This window comes from Protofrankia sp. CiP3, assembly GCF_917627345.1.
In the GTDB taxonomy this organism is placed as follows: Bacteria; Actinomycetota; Actinomycetes; order Frankiales; family Frankiaceae; genus Protofrankia.
Genome location: NZ_CAKJTM010000093.1, coordinates 1 through 18,318 on the forward strand (window position 1 = coordinate 1; position 18,318 = coordinate 18,318).

The 18,318-nt window shown below is 69.1% G+C and carries 13 protein-coding genes and 1 pseudogene; 4 read left to right on the forward strand and 10 right to left on the reverse strand.

Features of this window, described 5'->3' with window-relative positions; all coding sequences use genetic code 11:
- Window positions 1-318 precede the first annotated feature (318 nt).
- From MJ797_RS21620 to MJ797_RS21630, 3 genes are read right to left on the reverse strand one after another with little or no spacing between them, the layout of a single operon-like run.
- Window positions 319-1,176 (reverse strand): toll/interleukin-1 receptor domain-containing protein, encoded by an 858-nt coding sequence (locus MJ797_RS21620; RefSeq protein WP_239340193.1) that lies wholly within the window; start codon window positions 1,174-1,176, stop codon window positions 319-321.
- A 1-nt stretch (window position 1,177) separates the two neighbouring features.
- Window positions 1,178-3,886: a CHAT domain-containing protein gene (locus MJ797_RS21625; RefSeq protein WP_239340196.1), complete on the reverse strand. Its 2,709-nt coding sequence runs from the start codon at window positions 3,884-3,886 to the stop codon at window positions 1,178-1,180.
- 11 nt (window positions 3,887-3,897) lie between these two features.
- Window positions 3,898-7,116, reverse strand: a complete 3,219-nt coding sequence (locus MJ797_RS21630) for a hypothetical protein (RefSeq protein ID WP_239340198.1) — start codon at window positions 7,114-7,116, stop codon at window positions 3,898-3,900.
- Between the two features lie 842 nt (window positions 7,117-7,958).
- Here MJ797_RS21630 and MJ797_RS21635 point away from each other — a divergent pair.
- Window positions 7,959-8,816: a hypothetical protein gene (locus tag MJ797_RS21635; protein WP_239340200.1), complete on the forward strand. Its 858-nt coding sequence runs from the start codon at window positions 7,959-7,961 to the stop codon at window positions 8,814-8,816.
- Window positions 8,717-9,562: a DUF4277 domain-containing protein gene (locus MJ797_RS21640; RefSeq protein WP_239340202.1), complete on the forward strand. Its 846-nt coding sequence runs from the start codon at window positions 8,717-8,719 to the stop codon at window positions 9,560-9,562. The genes MJ797_RS21635 and MJ797_RS21640 overlap by 100 nt, the downstream gene beginning before the upstream one ends.
- 31 nt (window positions 9,563-9,593) lie before the next feature.
- Here MJ797_RS21640 and MJ797_RS21645 read toward each other — a convergent pair whose 3' ends face one another.
- The 5 genes and pseudogenes from MJ797_RS21645 to MJ797_RS21665 form a co-directional block, all read right to left on the reverse strand.
- Entirely contained in the window at window positions 9,594-9,737 is a 144-nt protein-coding gene (locus tag MJ797_RS21645; protein WP_239340204.1) for a hypothetical protein, read from the reverse strand.
- 180 nt (window positions 9,738-9,917) lie between these two features.
- Window positions 9,918-10,097: pseudogene (locus MJ797_RS21650) on the reverse strand (DUF6262 family protein); the annotation flags it as partial.
- 85 nt (window positions 10,098-10,182) lie between these two features.
- The gene (locus MJ797_RS21655; protein ID WP_239340212.1) at window positions 10,183-11,970 is read right to left on the reverse strand and encodes a site-specific integrase; all 1,788 of its coding nucleotides are present in this window, start codon (window positions 11,968-11,970) and stop codon (window positions 10,183-10,185) included.
- 73 nt (window positions 11,971-12,043) lie between these two features.
- Window positions 12,044-12,994, reverse strand: coding sequence for a hypothetical protein (locus tag MJ797_RS21660; protein ID WP_239340221.1), 951 nt, complete (start codon window positions 12,992-12,994; stop codon window positions 12,044-12,046).
- A complete protein-coding gene (locus MJ797_RS21665) occupies window positions 12,991-14,169 on the reverse strand; it encodes a tyrosine-type recombinase/integrase (protein WP_239340231.1) in 1,179 nt (392 codons plus the stop codon). The genes MJ797_RS21660 and MJ797_RS21665 overlap by 4 nt, the downstream gene beginning before the upstream one ends.
- A gap of 111 nt (window positions 14,170-14,280) precedes the next feature.
- On the opposite strand from MJ797_RS21665, the gene MJ797_RS21670 reads away from it, so the two are divergent.
- On the forward strand, window positions 14,281-14,667 hold the full coding sequence (locus tag MJ797_RS21670) for a hypothetical protein (RefSeq protein WP_239340242.1): 387 nt from the start codon (window positions 14,281-14,283) through the stop codon (window positions 14,665-14,667).
- A 15-nt stretch (window positions 14,668-14,682) separates the two neighbouring features.
- On the opposite strand, the gene MJ797_RS21675 is transcribed toward MJ797_RS21670, so the two are convergent.
- Both MJ797_RS21675 and MJ797_RS21680 read right to left on the reverse strand, forming a co-directional pair.
- On the reverse strand, window positions 14,683-14,868 hold the full coding sequence (locus tag MJ797_RS21675) for a hypothetical protein (RefSeq protein WP_239340245.1): 186 nt from the start codon (window positions 14,866-14,868) through the stop codon (window positions 14,683-14,685).
- Window positions 14,869-14,964: 96 nt separating this feature from the next.
- On the reverse strand, window positions 14,965-17,166 hold the full coding sequence (locus MJ797_RS21680) for a recombinase family protein (RefSeq protein WP_374582749.1): 2,202 nt from the start codon (window positions 17,164-17,166) through the stop codon (window positions 14,965-14,967).
- Window positions 17,167-17,458: 292 nt separating this feature from the next.
- Here MJ797_RS21680 and MJ797_RS21690 point away from each other — a divergent pair, with 292 nt between their 5' ends.
- Window positions 17,459-17,821, forward strand: a complete 363-nt coding sequence (locus tag MJ797_RS21690) for a hypothetical protein (RefSeq protein ID WP_239340250.1) — start codon at window positions 17,459-17,461, stop codon at window positions 17,819-17,821.
- Window positions 17,822-18,318: the final 497 nt, after the last annotated feature.

Consider the following 18,318-nt stretch of genomic DNA (forward strand, 5'->3'; position numbering starts at 1 on the left):
ACGACACGCCAGGATTTTCCATCTGCTGCCGGAGGCTTGTTGGCAATTTTATATAATCGGAGAGAGCTGTGCTCGTTTTGAGCATTCTGCTGTCCTGTCAGACGAGAGGTTCTTGCCTATCGCCGCCGCGGTTCCTCATCGAGGCCGGTAGTTATCCGATCACCCGGGGAAACTTTGACCTATCGGCGGGTCGATAATCATGAAAAGTCAAAGATCTTTATTTGTCTGCGTTCATCAAATAATTGTTTCAATAGGGGTTTCCGAAAAGCTCCCTGGACTTTCCGAAGCGTTTTTCGGATTGCTGCCGAAACCGCAGAATTATGGGACGAGATGACGGAAGGCGGTTCGGATCAAAGACCGTGTCGTCGCGGGTGGGATCGTGCCGGGTGTGCCCGGTCGGTAGGTGGTGCCCTCGGCCAGCGGACCGGTAGGGCCGAATGGCTCCACCGACACTTCAAGGTCGACCGTGCAGCCGTCCTGCAGGTGTAGCGCGGCGGCGGGGTCGTCGGGCGTCGGCTTCCCCGCGATGATGAGGCGATACTGGAAGCGGATACCCACCAAACCGTTGAACTTGGTCTCCTCGTCGGGTAGTGCGAGCCGGGTGCGGACGAGGCGGACCAGCTCCCCGGCCGTTGTGGTTTCCGGCACCGCGAGCACGATCGCGAAGGACAGCACCCGGTTACGCACATAGATCATCTTACTCGGAGGGTTGCCGGCTTCACTCGCTATGGGAGGAGCGGGCATCACGGGTACGCCGACGGCCATGTCTCGCTGCCAGGTCGTGACAAGGTCGCGCACGACATTCTCCCAGCCGTTGGCGGCGTCAAGATACTGGCGGGGTGCCAACAGCTGCGGTAGCGGGCTGTCGTCGAGGCGCACGAGGAACAGGAAAGACCGTCGCCCGGACAAGTCGCGATGCAGTGCAGCGGTCCATTCGGCCTTCACCCAGCATCGGTCGCGGGCGGCCTGCGACCACAGGAGTACGTAGTAGTCCGAGTGAGTAAGAGCGTCGTTGATCCACAGTATCCAGTCGGAGCCGGGCTGGATCTGCTGGTCGAGGAGCGGGTCAACGCCGCATTGGCGCAGATCCATCGCCAGCCTTTCCGCCGCGCCCCGGTCTGCCCCGGCGAAGGACAGGAAGACCTTAGGCGCATCTGTGAGCGTATCGTCCGGCACATTACCTCCGCTCACCCGAACCACGGTCGGCTCCCCGCCGCAGGAGACGGTGAAATGTTCCCGCCTGAGTCTGCCAGCCGGGGTCCCCGTACAACGTCCAGCACGCCCATCGAGCGGGATGGCCGAGTGCAGTGAGATCGGCTGGGGTACCCGGGGCGCCGTGGTGCACGTCGAGCTGGGCGCGCTGCAACGCGAGATCGCGTGGCAGGTAGCGGATATACCGTTGGAAGCGATCGAGCAAGGTCGCGGCGACCGGGTCCGCGGCCACCCACCGGGCGGCGACAACGGATGCGGCGCCGGCGTGCAGCGCGGCTCGTACAAAGCCGATCCGTTCGTCGCGCCCGACACGGCTGGCCATCCCAGACTCGCACGCTCCTAGGATCAGCGTCCCGCAGCCCCCGAGGTCCATGGACTGCAGATCCTCCGGGTGAAGTCGGCCGTCCGAGCCGACGGGTGCGAGCTGGAGCCAGCGTCCGGCTACGTTGTGGGCGTCGCACTGGCCGTGGCAGTCGATCCGCACTCGGTGGTAGTGGTGTCGCCTCAACACGTCGCGGAGTTCGCCAGGGTTTGCCCGTGAGCCGTCCAGCACGGCGCCGCCGCGGACGGCCCTGGCGGGCGTGATGCTGTCTGCCGGGGGGCTGACCAGCAGATGCCGGTCGCCGCGTAGTCGTCGGGCACGTAGGCTCAGCGGGCGGCGTGCGGACAGGCAGGGAAGGTCGGACAGGGCGAATCGAAGACCGATTGGCAGTGCTTGGCCGGGGATGGGCAGTGCCGCGAACGGGATGTCGGAGAGGATTCCCCCGGCGACTATCGCTATCCGGCGGATGGGGTGCGGCAGATGCCGGATCACCTCGCCGACATCGATATGCGTCGCGATCTGGCGGGCTTCTTCGCTGAAAGCGGCCCTTCCCACGTCGGATTCCAGGACGTTCTCGTTCCACGATGCCATCAGCTCGTCGACGGCCTCGGCCAGCTCTTCCCGCCGGCAGTCGACGGCGATGTGATGCAGCAGGTTCCAGCCGATGACGGCGTGGTGCACCCGGTCCGGCGTCGCGTGCATCATCCACACCACCTGCGCGCGAGGCAGACGGTCCGCCGTCATCCGGACCCATCTCCACGCAAGATCGTGATTTCCCGGTGGGGGTAGGTCACGCGTTAGGGCGGCCTCGGTGGGCAGTATTCGGCCGAGGATCGCGGCGCCGCGGGCAGCCTCCAGGGCGACGACGAGCGCGGCCACCGCGGCGGCGCCCTGTTCGTTCTCAGCGATCGCCTCGGCGGCGAGGCGGATGCGTTCGTCGTGCTCGTTCGGAACGGCCTGCAGCATGTTTACCCGTACCGCGTCGCTGATCTGGCGGCCGGCAATCTGTTCCTCGAGGTGCTGGGCCTGCGCCCACAGGGCCACCGCTCGGCCGTGTTCGGCCTGCCGGTAGTAGGCTTCGCCGAGCAGGCGCAGCGCCCGGACCCTGACCTCGGTCAGCCAGTTCGGCGAGGCGCATTCGACTGCTGTGCCGAGCTGCTCGACGGCTTCCTGGAGTACCCGCCGCTGCCTGCCCTGACGGTATCTGACCAGGTTGAGTTCCCCTGCGGCAAGGAACCACAGGGCACGGTCACGGTCGATCGCCGAGCGAACGGTCTCGGTGACCGGTCCGTCCCGGCGGCTTCCCCGAGGGTGGTCGGCGGTGGCTGCCTTGGCGTCTTCGGTGACGGGTGGTGGACCGGCTAGCTCGGCGAGTCGGGCTTGGGCCTCGTCGAGTCGCCCTTCAGCGATCAGCCTCTGTACCTTGCGGACCGCCCGGTCGGACGCTGACGCGGCGGGTGGGTCCTGTTCGATGGGGAGCAGATCAGCGACCCACATTGCCGCCGCTGCCGGGTCCGGCCAACTCGCGGCGGCATCGTCCAAGGCTGGACGCAGGGCGTGGGCGGAACGGTCGCACCGCAAGGCCAGCAGCAGCGCGGCAAGCTCATGCAGCGCCGGTAACCGCAGCGCCGGATCGAGATCGGGGTTGGCGGTGACGTCCAACATCACCTGGGCGGCTGCCTCGTAGCGCAGCTGGCGCTTGAGCGCCAGAGCGAGACGAAAGCAGCCGGAGACCGTCTCCGGCCGCGGACCCTCAACGACGCCGGCAATGTGTGGCTCCACCCCTTCGCGCACCGCGAGGACGCTGCGGTCCCGGTCGATGACTGCGACGCCCGTTTCGTCGCCGGCCCTCCGAAATGCCTGCTCCGATTGGTCCAGAAGGTGGGCGGCCGTGGCGAGGTGGCCCTCGTGGGCTGCGACCAGCGCCTCGACGCGCAGAAGCCGTCCATGGTTGCTTACGGGGAGGGTGTCGGACCGGCCCGCGACGGCCGCGCGGACAGCCGCCGCGTCAGCGCCCGCGCCCCGAGCGTCGCCGACCGCCGAGCGAAGCTGCGCCCTCTCCAGCCAGAGCGCAAGCCGGTCCGCGCCGGCCGCTGTCGCCTCCGCCAAGTAGTGGTTGCACCGCTGCAAGGCTAGCGTCAGTGACCCGAGTACTCGCAGCGCGGTGACGTGATCGGCGGCCACGGCCGACCACAGGTCGCCGCGGCCTCCGTCGCGGTCGGCGGCTGCGGTGGTGGCTACCCGGTAGGCGGCATCCACCTGTACCGCGTTCGCCCGTGCCTGCGCGGCGTGAGCGTCGGCAATCGCCTGGGCCAGCGGCGTACCGGGTTCGATGTGGATCGGTTCGAGCATCGGTCGCCCGGTCAGCCGCCGCAGGCGGACGCGAACGGCCCGGCGGCCGGGCAGACGAGCAACACCATCCCTGCAGCCTGCCCCGTCCCGCCTCCTGCCGTCGCAGGGGCTCCCGCCACCGGGGTCGGTGTCGCATTCTGCCAGTTCGACTGGAAGCCGTTCCCGTACGTATTGAACTTTGACCACTGAGCATGCTGATGGATCCGGACATCAGGCTGGGCGGCCGCGCTTTCGTTGTGCACCGGGTGGAGGGGTACCACGGCAATGACGTTCACCTGCACCCGCAGGGCGCCGGGCAACGGCTCCGGAATGATCGTCCCGCCCTGCAGGTGCAGCGTCGACCGCAGGCTCTCATGCATGTAGATCGTCGAGATGTCGGGTCTGCTGAGGACCTCCTCCAGACGAACCTTGTGTTGGGTGGAACCTGGGACCGGCGTCAGATGGTCGGTGTCGACGTGCTCCACACGGTCGCCGACGATCTGCATAAGCGGCATTGCATATCCAGGATCGGCCGCGACCGCCCGCCGGACCCGCTCCGCCCAGGGGTGGTTGGCGGGCACGATGATGACGCGGTCTGCGCCGGCCAAGGCGACGCCGTCGCCCTCCAGCAGCACGCCCCGCAGGAAACCGTCCCCGGCCATGGCGGCGGCGTCCATCGCGTCGAACACCCGGGGGAAGGCAGCCAGCAGCGCCGCGCCTTCCGGCAGCCCGTCGGGGCCGAGGATCGGGTCGTCGGACGGCACCCGTACATCGCCGTCATCGACGATGACAAGGTTCGCGGTTCTGCCGTCTGGCGTACTCACCGGCACCGCCGGGTCTGTCGCGGCCGGCGGCGAGGCGTAGCTGCCCTGAGCGGCCTGGTCGCCGGTCGCCGACGCCACATCCCACCACGACTGGGGTCCGCCCGCCGCATGGGGACCCGCAGCGAAGGTCGCCTCGAAGAACCTCGGCGTGGGAGAGTTCAGGTCCGGGGCGCCGATCCGGAACGCCAGATCGTCACCGGACGGCTGCGTGCCGTCCCTGATCGTCAGCCACGGGTCGCCGGGGCCACCCACCTTCACCCGCACCTGCCCATCGGCGTCCTGGTAAGTCTCTAGCGATCCGTCGGTCACGGAAGACAGTCCATCAATCACAGAGCGCGGATAGGCGTGAAACGGGTTCGCCAGCCAATCCTGCAGTGCCTGCAGCACACGTAGAGCCCGGTCAACGACGCCCCGCCGCCATTGGATCGCCACGACGTCAGCGACGCTGCGAACATCGAGCGTACCGAGATCCTGGCCCTGGTAGTCGACGTGCTGTGACACCTGTCCACGGCTGGCGGTGATGCTAGCGGTCAGCATGCGGTCCGCCGCGTCAGAGCGCCAGACCTTCACGTTCCGGAACGGGATGACCGCACGGTGAGAAGCGTCGACTTTCACTTCGGAGCGATCGCCGGTCGTGGAGATCGTGCGCTTGACCTGCTCTGCTTTCTGCCCCGCGTCTTTCTGCCCCGCGTCGTCGATGGCAAGCTGGGTGATGACGCCGTCCCCGGAGGACGGGTCGGCGTGCGAGGCCTCGTCGAACAGACCGGCTCGGCGCCACGGCTCCGGCAGGTCGGCGTGGTAGCTACGCTCGCCGGCCCGCTCACTCAGATCGCTGAGCGACACACCGCCCTTGATCGCCGAAAACCCGCAGTTTTCGAAGGTCTTCGTCGGGCTGGAGATCACCGCTTCCTGGTTTGCTCCCGGCGGAGTGACGAACGAGATCGGGGCGCGCTCCCGCAGTTCCGAATGCTGCGCGTACCAGTCCTTGAACGTCAGGTCCGGGTGGTGCACGTCGCCGTCCGGCGCTGTCGGGAGCGCGTCGCCCTTGCCGGTCAGCCATTCCAGCGCACCGCTCCATCGCATGATCTGGTCGAGGCGCGCGTACTGCGGCTCGTAGTCCGCGATCGCCTGGTAGTGCTGGTCCCAGAAGCGCAGGCCGCGCCCGAACGCGAAACTGGGCTCGACTTCAGCACCGTGTGCGCCGTCTGACCGGGCGAACAGCCGGGTCGCCTGCGCGCCGATGTCGATCCGGTCGCCGGAGCGCGCGAAAGCAGCGTCGTTCTGCCCGAACCACAGCCGTCCCCACTCAACCTGTGGGCTGCTCGGGCAATGGCTCCACGGTGTCACCGCATCAGTGTCCGGGACGAAGCCACCGACCGCCGCGGTCGGCACACCACTGCCAACACCGGCCACCCAGTCCTTCGCGACGTAGTCGGTGTAGAAGAGGGTCATCCCCACGTCGGTCTGGGCCAGACCGCCTTCATAACGCGCCTGACTGTAAACCGCCTTGTTTTGGATCAGTTGGTGGATCGCCCATAGTTGTGCGCGGTCTGACGGGAGACCAAGCCGGGTCAGCGTTTCCCCCGACGGATCGCCGTCGAAGAGCGCGCTCTCCACCTTCTGCCCGAGGTCATCTGCCGACTGGAAGGGCGTACCCGTCCAATCGTTGGTGCGAAGACTGTCGATGAGGGTCGGAGCGAGGTCCGGGATTACCGCCTTCACGTCTTCCGGCCGCTGTGCCACCTCCGGGTCAAGGGAGAATCCCGGCGCCTGGCCGTCCGAACGCACCGGATACCCGCCCTGGATCGCCGACACGTCCGCCGCGTCCAACGGCGCCGACGGCACATCCGGCCAGCGCCAACCACTCGCCCAGATCTTCGACCCCTGGATCGAGATTTCGGACAGGTACTGGGTCTTTGCCAAGAAGCCGGTCAGCTCGCCCATGCTGTCGATACGCATCATGACATAGCCGTACGCGGACCGGACCTCCGGCGTCGGCCTCGGTGTGCCGTCGGTCACTTCGATCGCATCCAGGTCACGACGGAGCTGGTAACGGTCGATCACGACCTGCTGAGAGTCCGCCCCGTGATCGGCCCGGTACTGATCGAGCAGTAGCCCGACGGTTCGTGCCTCGTGCGGGTCGCCGAGCGGCACGAGCAGGTGCACCATGCCCTTGCCGTCTACCAAAAGCCGCCCCGGCCCCGTCTCCTGTCGTGACAAATCCGCGAAGCCCGGATCGCGAACCGGCAGCGTGTCATAGGCCGTACCGAGGAACGACGCCGTATCAAGGTTCAGATGTGCGGCCAGTGCGGTCCGCGCCCAGTCCCGCAACTGCTCGTCGACCTCGGGCGGCTTCATTCCGCTGAGCCAACCGGCGGCCGCAGCGTAGGAGACCTCGAAATGCGGCGCGGGCGGCTTAGGTGACACCGAGCCACAGCCCACCAACGGGAGCACGAGGCCGGCAAGCGCCACGGCCAGAGCCAAGCGCGCCCAACCGACCCGGCTTCGCCGCCGTGTACCCGACGATACATGCCGCAATGTACTCAAACCGATCCCCGTGTCTACCTTGCTGCTGTTCAGCAACCAGTAGCGAATCCCACTTCCCTTGCCGGCCAGCTTTGCGGTGCAGTGGTTGGCGGCCTGGGTCCCAGCTTGGTCGCCCCGGGTTCGTTGCGTCAGCGGAATCGTGAAAGATGGAAAGATCGGAAGTGTAGAACGCGGACCATCCCGGCGTCGCGGCACCTGCCGGTGCTGCCGGACCTGCCGGGGACGCTTGGACAGTGGCGCCCCCACGCCCCCGTTCGTGAGCTGGTCCCACCCATGCGAACCTGGCCTGACGCCACGACCCTTGCAACGGAAGATGTCGTGCCATGCTCGAGCGGTTCGGCGTGAATGTGCTCGGCCAGCGGGTTACGCCTCTGATTACGCAAAGTCAGGGACGGTGGATCATCACCCTCTTGGCGGAACCCGAGAAATGCGCGCTCATCGGCAGGGGCGTCCGAGGTGATCGTCGGGCGCTGGCGAGGCGCTCGCTCATGGGGTGATGAGGTTGTCGCCGGCCGCCAAGCTAGCCGGAGTTTCCTAGCTAATTTGATCTTGTATGTCTGTTGGGCTGGCCAGCACCCCGCCATACAGCCCCCGACCTGCGACGACGTGCGCTCCCCCGATCGACATTTTGACCCGCGTTGTGTATTACCTAAAGGGCGTCCTCACTGATCGGAAAGAAGATCAACGGTAAGACCTACTACTACCTGGCCGAGTCGGCCCGGGTGGACGGCAAGCCACGGATCGTCTCCCAGCGCTACCTGGGCTCAGCCGAGGACATCGCTGCGGCCATGGCCGCCCGCGAGGCGACCATGCTGCCGGAGCGTACCCGCCACCTCGCTTTCGGCGACGTGGCCGCGGTGTGGGGTGTGCTGGCCCGCCTCGGCGTCGCCGACGTCGTCGACGAGGTCACTCGGGCGCGGCGGGCGGACGCCGGGGCCAGCGTGGGTACTTACCTGGCGCTGGCCGCGCTCAACCGGGTCGTCGCGCCGTGCTCGAAGTCCGCCTTCGCCGACTGGTGGGCCACCACCGCCGCCGACCGCTTCACGAAGATCGAAAATCGGGTGCTCGACCACCGACGCTTCTGGAACGCCATGCAGGCGGTCACCCGGGCCGAGCTGGCGGAGATCGAACGCAGGCTCGCCCTGCGGGCGGCCGAGATTTTCGAGCTCGACATCTCCGCGGTGGCCCTGGACATGACCAACTTCGCGACCTACATCGACAGCACCAACGCGAAAGCCCCGCTGGCCCAGCGGGGAAAGGCGAAGCAGAAGCGCTACGACCTGCGCATCGTGGGCCTGGGCCTGGTGGTCACCCGCGACGGCGGGATCCCGCTGGTCTCCCACACCTACCCCGGCAACAAGCCCGACGTCACCCCTGTACTCCGCACGTTCGTGCAGTGTGCTGACAGTGTGACTTCTTGGTCGGGTGGCGTGGTGATCGCCCTGGTGCGTAGTGCGTCCGGTCTGGCACGGTTCGCAGCGTGCTGGCGACCGCGGACCTCGTCTACGGGCCCCCGAGCCTGGAGAAGTTCCTCGGCTCACTGCCCGTGGTGCGTGACCTACTGGTCCGCCTCGACCTGATCGCCGTCATCGACCGGCTCTGCCCGTTCCAGGAGAACAAGGCCCGCTACACCCACGGCCAGGTCATCGCGATGCTGGTCGCGAACCGGCTGACCTCCCCGGCCCCGCTGGTCAAGGTCCAGGACTGGGCCGAGAAGTGGGCGGTCCTGGAGATCTTCGGGATCGAGCCGGACGCGCTCAACGACGACCGCTGCGGCCGGGCGCTGGAGGCGCTCGCCGAGCAGGCCGACGCCGTCGTCGGCTCGATCGCCGCAGCCGCGATCGCCGTGTTCGGCCTGGACGTGTCCCGGTTCAGCTGGGACCTGACCAGCATGTCCGTGTACGGCGCCTACGACGGGGCCGATCCCGACTACGTCACCCCGAAGCCGGGCCGGCCGAAGGACCACCGCTTCGACCTGAAACAGACCCAGGCCGGGTTCGCGACCTGCGGCGATGGCGCGGTGACGCTGCTGACCCGCGTCTACGACGGCGGCACCGCCGAGATCGCCCAGGTCGAGGGGGCGCTGCGCGCCCTGCGTGAGCTCGCCGGCGAACGCCGGTTCCTGATGGCCGACTTTACCGACCGGATCATGAAGTCCGGGGCCCTTGACCTGCGGATATTCGTAGATTACATGTCCACGACGATGGCCTGCGGGATTTCCGGCGACTCGGCGTGTCGGAAACGCACGGGCCCCGCTCACCAGTGGCGAGCGGGGCCCGTGAAAGGTGGTTCGGGAAATGTGGGCGGTTTGCGGATCTCTTGTTGACGTCTGGGAACTCGAGCGCCGGTTCTGATCGTCAGGTCCTGGTTGTTCCGGCGAGCTGGGTCGACGCGAGCTGTGCTTCGAGGTCGGCGATGCGTCTGTCGTGAAACCGTAGGTTCTCCCGGGCGGCGGTGAGCCGTTCGTCGAGGGTGCGGTTGTCGGCGGTGAGCGTGCGCACCCGCTGTTTGAGGGTGGTGTTCTCGGTGGTGATCCGCGCGATGGCCTCCTGGGTCCATGCGACTTCCTGATCACGGATCTGGCCGAGTAGTTCGCCGATCCGGGTGCGCTGGGTGAGGATCTCGGTGTGGGCGGCCTTGAGGGCGTCTTCGGCGTTGAGCGCGCGTTCGCGCCAGGTGGCCTCCCGCGCGCCGTCCTGGTCGGCGAGGAGCCGGGTTCGCTGCTCGCCGGCCTGGAGGATCGTGGCCGTGACCGCGGCCCGCGCGTCCGGGTTGGCGTAGAGGAAGGCCCGGGAGACGCCTGCCCGCCTGCTGATGGCGGCGACGCTGACCTGGGTTTTCTCCCGGCGTAGCCGGGTGATCGCGTCACGGACTCGGCCGAGGGCGGCGTCGGTCGCGCGGCGGCGCGCGGCGAGTGCCCGGCCGTGCGCGGCGTGGACGTGCTGCTCATGCGCAGTCCTCCGCCACGGCCTCGTCGTCTAGGTCCTCGTCGTCGTGCCCGGCGAGGCCGGTGGCGCGGAACGCGACGGACCACACACGTTGGAAGTAGTCCTGGGGTTTGCGCAGGTCCAGCGCGAGTGCCTGGTCGAGCAGCCCGAGGCCGGCGAGCGCCGCCTCCAGCCCGTCGATCGCGCGGGCGGTCGGCGCGAAGTAGCGGTGCAGGTAGTCGGCGGTCGCGTCGTCCGGGGCGCCCTCGGCGAGCAGCCGCCACTGTTCGCGTTTGCGCCGCCAGTAGAGCAGGTCCGCGCCGGACAGGACGAATTTCTCGCAGTTGTGGCAGTCGAGGTTCCACGGGCAAGCGCCGCCGTCGACGACGGGTTGGAAGGTGCAGAACCCGCCCTCGGCGGGGGTGGCGCGGCGGGACAGGTCGATCGCGAGGGCCTGGGCCTGCTCGCGGCTGAGTGGGGCGGTGCCCTGCGAGGTGAGCAACTCGCCGGGGTGCGCGCTGCCGGGGCCGGCGACCCAGACGTGCTGGAGGACGTCCTCGAGGTCGGACTGTGCGAGGTGGATGTAGTGCTCCGCCATCCGCTCGGAGACGTGGCCGAGGTAGCGGCGGACGTGGCTGAGGGTCGCGCCGGCCCGTAGCAGGCTGGTGGCCAGTGAGTGGCGGGCCTGGTGGGGAACCCACCGCCCGATGTCGAGAGCGTGGACCCAGCGCTTGAAGCCTTGGTGGAACCAGACGTAGGTCAGCGGCTGGGTGCAGTCGCGGTTGCGCATGTTCGTGGGGAACAGCGCCATCGCCGCCCTCTCCTCGGCGGTCGGGGGCCGGCCGTTGCGGGCCTCGAAGAGCGCCAGGGTCTTGCGCTGGCGGGTCTCGAGCAGCTGGTAGGTCCGTTCCGGGATGCGCACCGCCTCGTCGTAGTTGCCGACCTTGGTCTGGTCGTGCCAGAGCATCGGCAGCCCGCCGTAACGCCCGAGGCAGGCGAGGTGGAGCCTGATGACCTCACTGCAGCGCCGGCCGGTCACGATGATGGTCTCCCAGACGTCGCGCCGCCCGCGGTCGTCCGGGTCGTACTCGCGGGCCAGTGCTGCCAGGTTGGTGTCGTCGGCGAGCGCGCGGGCGACCTCGTCGGGGAACGGGGATCGTGCCCGGTGGATCGTCGTGCCGGCGGCAGGCACCGCGTTGATGAAGTTCCGTGCCAGGCCGAGTCGGTCGGCGTCCCCGGACGCCAGTGCGTCGCGCAGCAGCCGCCGCAGGAAGCGGAAGTCCGCCTCCCGGGTGTGGACCGTCACGATCGACGGCTTGCCGTGCAGGCCTCTGGCCGCCAGCGACGCCAGTCCGTCGCGTTCGCGCTGGCGCTGGTCGGTGGCGAACTGGTGCATGTGCTCGGCCATCAGCGCCCGCGGGTCGTGGCCGCCGCCTGGGGCGCGCAGTTCCAGGAAGGCGCTCAGTTCCACGCTGGCGCGTCGCATGCCATCGAACGGCCCGCGGCTGCGCGGGCAGGTGGGCGAGTGCAACATCGAGGTGAGGTGGTCCCAGATCAGGTCGCGCAGCCGCCGTTGGGACACGGCGGTCAGGTCGATCTGACCTGCCTGGTGTGTGATCCTGCGGCCAAAGTGCTCGGCGAGGATGACCCCGGCATCCCGTGTCTCCTCCGGGGTCACGTAGAGGGGACGCAGCCAGCCGGCGACCAGCCGCACGACCTGGACGGCCTCGTGGCCCGCGGCGTGTCGTAGCGCGCGTTCGGTCTGCGGGGTGAGGTCGGTGAGAGCGTGTTTCAAAACCCCATTCAAGATCGCTTTCTCATTTTGATCAATAACTTATGTACCCATCTAGACGGATATAGGAAGTAGAGATTTTCTTGATCTACTGGGTGGCGGCGCCCAAAGGAAAAGGACATCTCGTAGCTATTCGCTCATATAAATGATCACAGTGAAGATCGTCAAGAGTTGTCAAACACGCTCTGAGAGTCCGCAGGCCGTGCGCGCGGGCGAAACTCGCCACGCCCTGCCAAGCGACGACGGGTTCCCGCTGGCTCTGTGGCCGGCGGCTGTTCGTGAACATGCCCCACTGGATCTCGGCGCGCACGAGTGGGTGCACCCCGCGCAGGTTGACCTGCCCGGGTCGGGGCACCACCGCCGCGGACGCGCACCACCGGGTGAACGCGGCCTCGCCCGCGTGGCTGATCGGGACCGGCAGCCCGCGCGATTCGTATCGGTTGGCCCAATCGCGCGGTAGGGCGGCCCCGCCCGGGCGGTCCGCCTGGCGGTAGCTCTGCCCGTGTCGGGCACACAGGCCCAGCGGAGTGTCCGCCATCTCCGGGCAGACCCGGACCTGGCAGTCACCGTATCCGGCCATCGGGATCTGCTCGGCGAGCCAGGTACCGAAGTCCGTGCCGTCGTGGTCTCGGCAGTGAGACCAGCGGGACTTGTGGTGGCGGCAGAGCCGCAGCGTCACGTGGGCGGCTGGGCGTTGCGGGCAGATCCGGCACGGCAGTTCCTCGGCCGCGGCACTCGGCGCGAGCGGCGCCGCCGCGATCAGGAAACTCGCCCGCGTCGCGCCGTCCTCGCGCTGGTACTGCCGCCACATCTCCGCGTGGACGGTGCACAGGTCGCTGGACTGTCCCGTTGCCGGACGGTCGCAGCCGTCCACGGCGCACTGCCACCGGTAGATGCGATGGCCGGCAGGGATCCTGATGAGCTCCGCGCGGAACAGCGGATCGAACGACGGCGCCGCGATCAGCGCGGTCAGGATCTCCAACCGGTCCCGGCCCGCGCGGGCATCGATCTCGCGGACCGGCAGCGGCAGGACGGTCATCGCGCCTCGCCCCAGACCGTGCGCAGGGCCGCATCGAAGACGGGGTCGTGCACGTCGACATGCCCGTAGATCTCGTCGACCATCGCCGTCGACGCCCAGCCCCCGGCGTCCCGGGCGACCAGCAGGTTCCCCCCGGACGCGTCGAGGACCGCGGACGTGAAGCTGTGTCGGAAGGCATGGGGTTTCACCGCGCCGAGGCCGGCACGCCGCCCGGTGCGGGCGAGCATCCGGCGTGCGCCGACCGGCGCCCACGGCGCTCCGGCGTCCTGGCCGGACCGCTGGACGAGCAACATCCCGTGCCCGGCGTCGGCCGGGTACTCGCTGGTCAGGTAGTCGAAGTAGGTGTGCACCATCGCCGGGCTGACCCGTTTGATCAGCCCGCCGGTGACCGTGCCGTCCTCGACCCGCCACGGGTGCTTCGTCTTCGCCCGCGCCCGGTTCGGGTTGGCCGGCCGGTGGCAGACGTGCAGGTGCGGGGAGCGGCACTCCCCGCAGGCCGCGTTCTCCCGCAGGTGCAGATCCGCCAAGTGCAGCCCGCACAGCTCGCCGATCCGCAGCCCGCCGTCCGCGAGCCAGGCGACCACCAGCCGGTCGTGCGCCGAGCGCACCGCTGCCAGCAGCGCCTCGCGGGCACCGTCCGGGAGCATCTTCGGGTGCCGCCGATACGGACCCTTCGGCGCGAGCGGGTTCGCCGGCATCGCCGACGTGACGTGCCCGAGGAACGATCGCCGCCGGTCCTCCCGCGTCGGCAGCCGCGTCCGATCCAGCGTCTCGCCCAGCCCGGCGTTGACCCCGCAGGACGTCTGGTGCAGGTAGAAGCCCTTCAGACACGCCGCCGACGCCGACAGCGCGGCCCGCCCGTAGGGCCGTTTGCCGGCTCGCCACGGCTCGCCCAGCGGCATCAGCACCTCGGCGCCGACGGCACCCATGTAACGCTCAAGATCCCGCAGTTGCACCGTGTCGAGGGCCAGGCACTCGCGCTCAAGCCACCGCAGATGATCTACCAGGTAGTAGGCGTATGTCCGCTGCGTGCCCGAGCCCTCATGCGCCCGCAGGAACCGGTCCGCCTCCTCGTGCACCGTGCCCTCGGGCCGCAGGATCGTCCACGATCGCAGCCCGCCCTTCCGGTCGATCGGCTGGACCCGCAGGTCCGCCACCACCACACTTCGCGCCATCTCGCTCCCACCACGTCGACCCCGAGACATGGAGGACGTCCCGGACCAGGTCGGTAAAGGAGCCTAGGACGCCCATCTCACAAACCCAGAGCAACGACACGGACACTCCACGTGTCGGTCGGTAAAGTCGGCGACAGCACGCTCGTCTCCTACACGAACCTGACCGCGATCGCCGCCGCCGGCGCCACGTTCGTCGCCCCGGCCCCGCGGACCATCGTCGGGCTGGCCGCGCTCGCGGCGCACGACCCGGCCATCGCCACGATCGTCGACTGGGCACCCCAGCGCGAGAAGGACACGCTGTTCCACCAACGTGACGTCCACCGCGTCGTCGAGGGATCCACGACCCTGCACGGCCCGAAGGCCACCGACCCGCCGTTCGAGGTCCGCACCGTGTACTCCCACTCGGCGCGGCGTGCCGCGGCGTGCCGCGGCGTCCGCGGCCAGCCGGCAGAAACAGATCGACAAGGCGCGGGCCGCGCTGGTCGTGCTGCACCGTAACCTCGGCACCCGGTACTACCCCGACGAGGCCGCCGTCCACGCCCGCATCGCGAAGATCACCGCCGAGTGTCGGGTCGGGGCGTGGCTACGGACCCACATCGACACCCACCCCGACACCGGCACACCGCTGCTGAGCTGGTACTTCGACGAGGCGGCCCTGGAGCTGTCAGCGAAGGCCGACGGCTGGTTCGCGCTGCTCACGAACCAGAGCATCGAGGAGAAGGACACCGCCGGGGTCTTCCTCGACTACAAGGGCCAGGAGGCCTCCGAGAGGAGCAAGCCGCAGTGCTGTCATAACTACGGCTCGGCATCACCGGTGCTTCCTTCCGGCTCGGTGTTCATGATTGTGTTCGTGGCGGCCTGCTGGTGGGCCAGCCAGGGCCGGCGGGTGTGCTGCCCGCGGGGGGTCAGGTGCAGGGCGCGCAGCCGGTCGACCTCGGCGGGGTCGGCGTGGACGACCCATCTGCGCGGGGCGTCGGGGTGGCGGTGGGCGTCCACCCAGCCGCGGCCGATCCAGGTGTAGAGGGTGACCGGGGGCATGTCGAGTGCGCGGGCGAGGTCGGGCAGCCACCACTCGTGCTCGCCCAGTGGCGGGCTGCTGCGGCGCCGGGTAGCCGGTTCAGTCAGGCCGAGGGTGCCCATCAGGTCGCGGGCTCCCTGCGGGCCGAAGCAGGCCCGCCGCTTGGGCGGGTGGAAGCCCTCCCCGTTCAGGCAGTCGGCGATCTGGGCGGCGTTGTGCCCGGCGGCGGCGAGCTCGCGGACCCGCGTGGCCAGCTGCGGGTAGTAGCTGAGCTGGGTCAGGCGGGCTACCGGGCGCACCACCTCGCCGTCGCTGCGGTGCCCCCCGGCCCAGGTCACCTGCACCTTCACCGTCTCGCTGACACCGACGACCTCGACGCGGACCTGCTCGACGAGCAGGCGCAGCAGCTGCTTGCGGTCGGCGTCGGTGGTGGTGGGCGCATGCCAGAGCCCGGGGATGTCGGCGGCCAGCGCGCGGATCTGGTCGCGTTCGGCGGCGGTGAGGGTGCGCGGGCGAGCTGCGGCAAAGCGGTCGTAGTCCTCACCCAGGCGTTGGCGCTCGGCGAGCGCCGCCTCCCAGTCTTTTTCCAGCTGGCGCACGACCAGCCGGTTCTCCGGCTCGGCCAGCCGGTACTGGCGCCGGGCCCGGTCGGCGGCGTAGTCGGCCCGCTCCAGGCGCTGCCGCCAGATCTGGTCCACCTGCGCCCGCTGCGCCTCGACCTGCTCGGCCGCGGCCAGGGAGACCTCCAACGCGACCGGGGCCATGGCCGCCAGCAGCAGCGCGGTGACGTAGGCGTCCAGGCAGCCGCCGGCCAGCTGCTGGCACCGCTCGGCACCGTATTCGACGGAATCGCGGGAACAGGCGTAGAACGAGACCATTTTCCCGCCGGACCCCCGCCGGTACTGCGCCGCCATCTTGCGGCCACACCGGCCGCAGACCACCAGCCCGCTGAGCAGGGCCGGGCCGTTACGCGCCGCGCCCGTGTTCTGCGCCCAGGACCGGTTGGCCTGCAATCGCTGCATGTTCCGCTCGTACTGCTCGACGCTGATGTAGGGCGGCAGCACCCCGGGCAGGTAGGCCACCCAGTCCTCGCGGGGTTGGCGCACCCGCCCGGTGTCCGGCCGCCCGGCCTTCCGCCGCCGGGGGTCCAGGCTGCTGCGGCCGTAGGTGTAGACCCCAGCGTAGGCCGGGTGGCGCAGCATGTTCTGGATCCCGGTCCGGCTGGGCCGGCGCCATTCCAGCTCGCCCCGGTCGGACCCCTCCCGCATGCGGACCCCGACCTGGATGTCGTTGTCGGCCAGGTGGGACAGCACCGCGTTCACCGTGCCGAACCGGTCGAAGAGCTCGAAGACCAGGCGCACCACGGCCTGGACCTGCTCGTCGGGGTCGCGCACCACCTCCCCCGAGGGCCGGCGCACGTAGCCGGTGGGCAGCGGCACCGCCAGCTGTCCGCGGCGGGCCTTGCTCACCCGCCCGGACCACATCCGCTGCCGGATCAGGAACAGCTCGGCCTGGCTGATCGTCCCCTTGAGCCCCAGCAGCAGCCGGTCGTTGTGGTCGTTGGGGTCGTAGACCCCGTCGGTGTCGGCGAGCAGGGTCCCCGAGATGGCGCACAGCTCGAGTAGCTGGTGCCACTCCCGGCCGCTGCGGGCCAGCCGGGACATCTCCGCGCCCACCACGATGCCCACGTGGCCCAGCCCGACCTCGGCGACCAGCCGGGCGAACCCCGGCCGGTCGGCCACCCCCGACGCCGAATACCCAAGGTCGTCGTCGATGACCAGTACCCGCGACCGGGCCCACCCCAACGCCACCGCCCGCTCGGCCAGCCCGTACTGCACCCGGGTCGACTCGCCGTGGTGCTCGACCTGCGCGAGGGTGGACTGGCGGACGTACACCGCCGCCAGAAGATCAAGATGCTGTGGCTGCACCGTGCCGTGCAGCCGCTCCCACGGCAGGGTCGCCGTGCTCACCCCGCTCACCTCCGCCCCCGCTCGCCGGCGCCGCCCGTTCGACCAGCAGGCTCAGCAGGCGCCGCACGGCCACCCGGTTCATTTCCGGGAATTCCTCCCACGGCGGGACGTCCATCGCCGAGCCCGCCTTCGGGGAGGCATGGTTGTACGTGCTGATACTCCAGCAAACCTCCCTCTCCTTCGTTGCTTTCTTCGTCGATCTGCGCATTCCGCAGCCGCTGGACGGCCGCTACCAGCGCCAACAGGGCGTCAACCCCGATCACGGGAGCGTTCATTCCCTCCGCCCCCGACGAATTTATGCGTGCAGTGCGGCTTGCTCCTTGAGCGGCGCTACAGCGCGTTCAAGGGCCCGCTCGCCGTCGACCCGCTCTACGTCGAGAACAACCAGCGGATCCACGGGCTGCTACACGTCGTCGGCCTAGCGCTGCTGCTGTTCTCCCTGATCGAGCGCCAGGCCCGCCGCGCCGCCGGCCCGACCGGGACGGTCGCCGGCCTCTACGCCCGCCGCCCGGCCAGGCCCACCGGCCGCCTCATCCTCGAAGCCCTCGCCGACCTGCGCCTCGTGCCTGCCCACGGCGGCCAGCCCGCCTACATCCCCCGACCCACCCCGCTGCAGCAGCGCGTGCTCGACCTCCTCGGAGTCGACCCAACCAAACCCCCGTGATCAAGAAACGGGCTGGTCAAAGCGCCTTTCCCGAACGTGCGGAGTACAGGTCACCCAGCCGGGCAAGCCCGGTCGGAGCGCGGAGGCGTAAGGTTCCCACGTTCCCCACAGGAGCCAGGATCGGACTCGCGCCACCTACATGCCGAACGCCGCCCGGGCAGTAAACGGGTATCCCCCGGACTCATCCCGAAGCCTTGATCACAACCTCGGTTCTGACGTTGTCCATATTCTTTCGACACTTCGACAGTGGTTCGCTCTCGCTCGCCTTCCCGAACCGCACCTGACCCGGTCGTCCCCGGGCCTTTTCCGTCACGCTCACGACCCCGCCCGTTGAGGCGACGCCGCTGACGGTGGTTTGCGCCCACCACCCGCATGGCGACCACGGAGGGCCATACCTCCATCTCCCATGGAGCACCGCTCCAGAAGATCCCTGTCTATCTCAAGATCAGAGTCCCCCTTCACGCTCGTGGCGCAAGATCAACGAATACGAAGGGAGT

Coding starts and splice junctions, on each gene's coding strand:
- MJ797_RS21625 (WP_239340196.1), bottom strand. CDS start 3,886: ATGCTCGAACCGATCCACATCGAACCCGGTACGCCGCTGGCCCAGGCG.
- MJ797_RS21660 (WP_239340221.1), bottom strand. CDS start 12,994: ATGACCGTCCTGCCGCTGCCGGTCCGCGAGATCGATGCCCGCGCGGGC.
- MJ797_RS21665 (WP_239340231.1), bottom strand. CDS start 14,169: ATGGCGCGAAGTGTGGTGGTGGCGGACCTGCGGGTCCAGCCGATCGAC.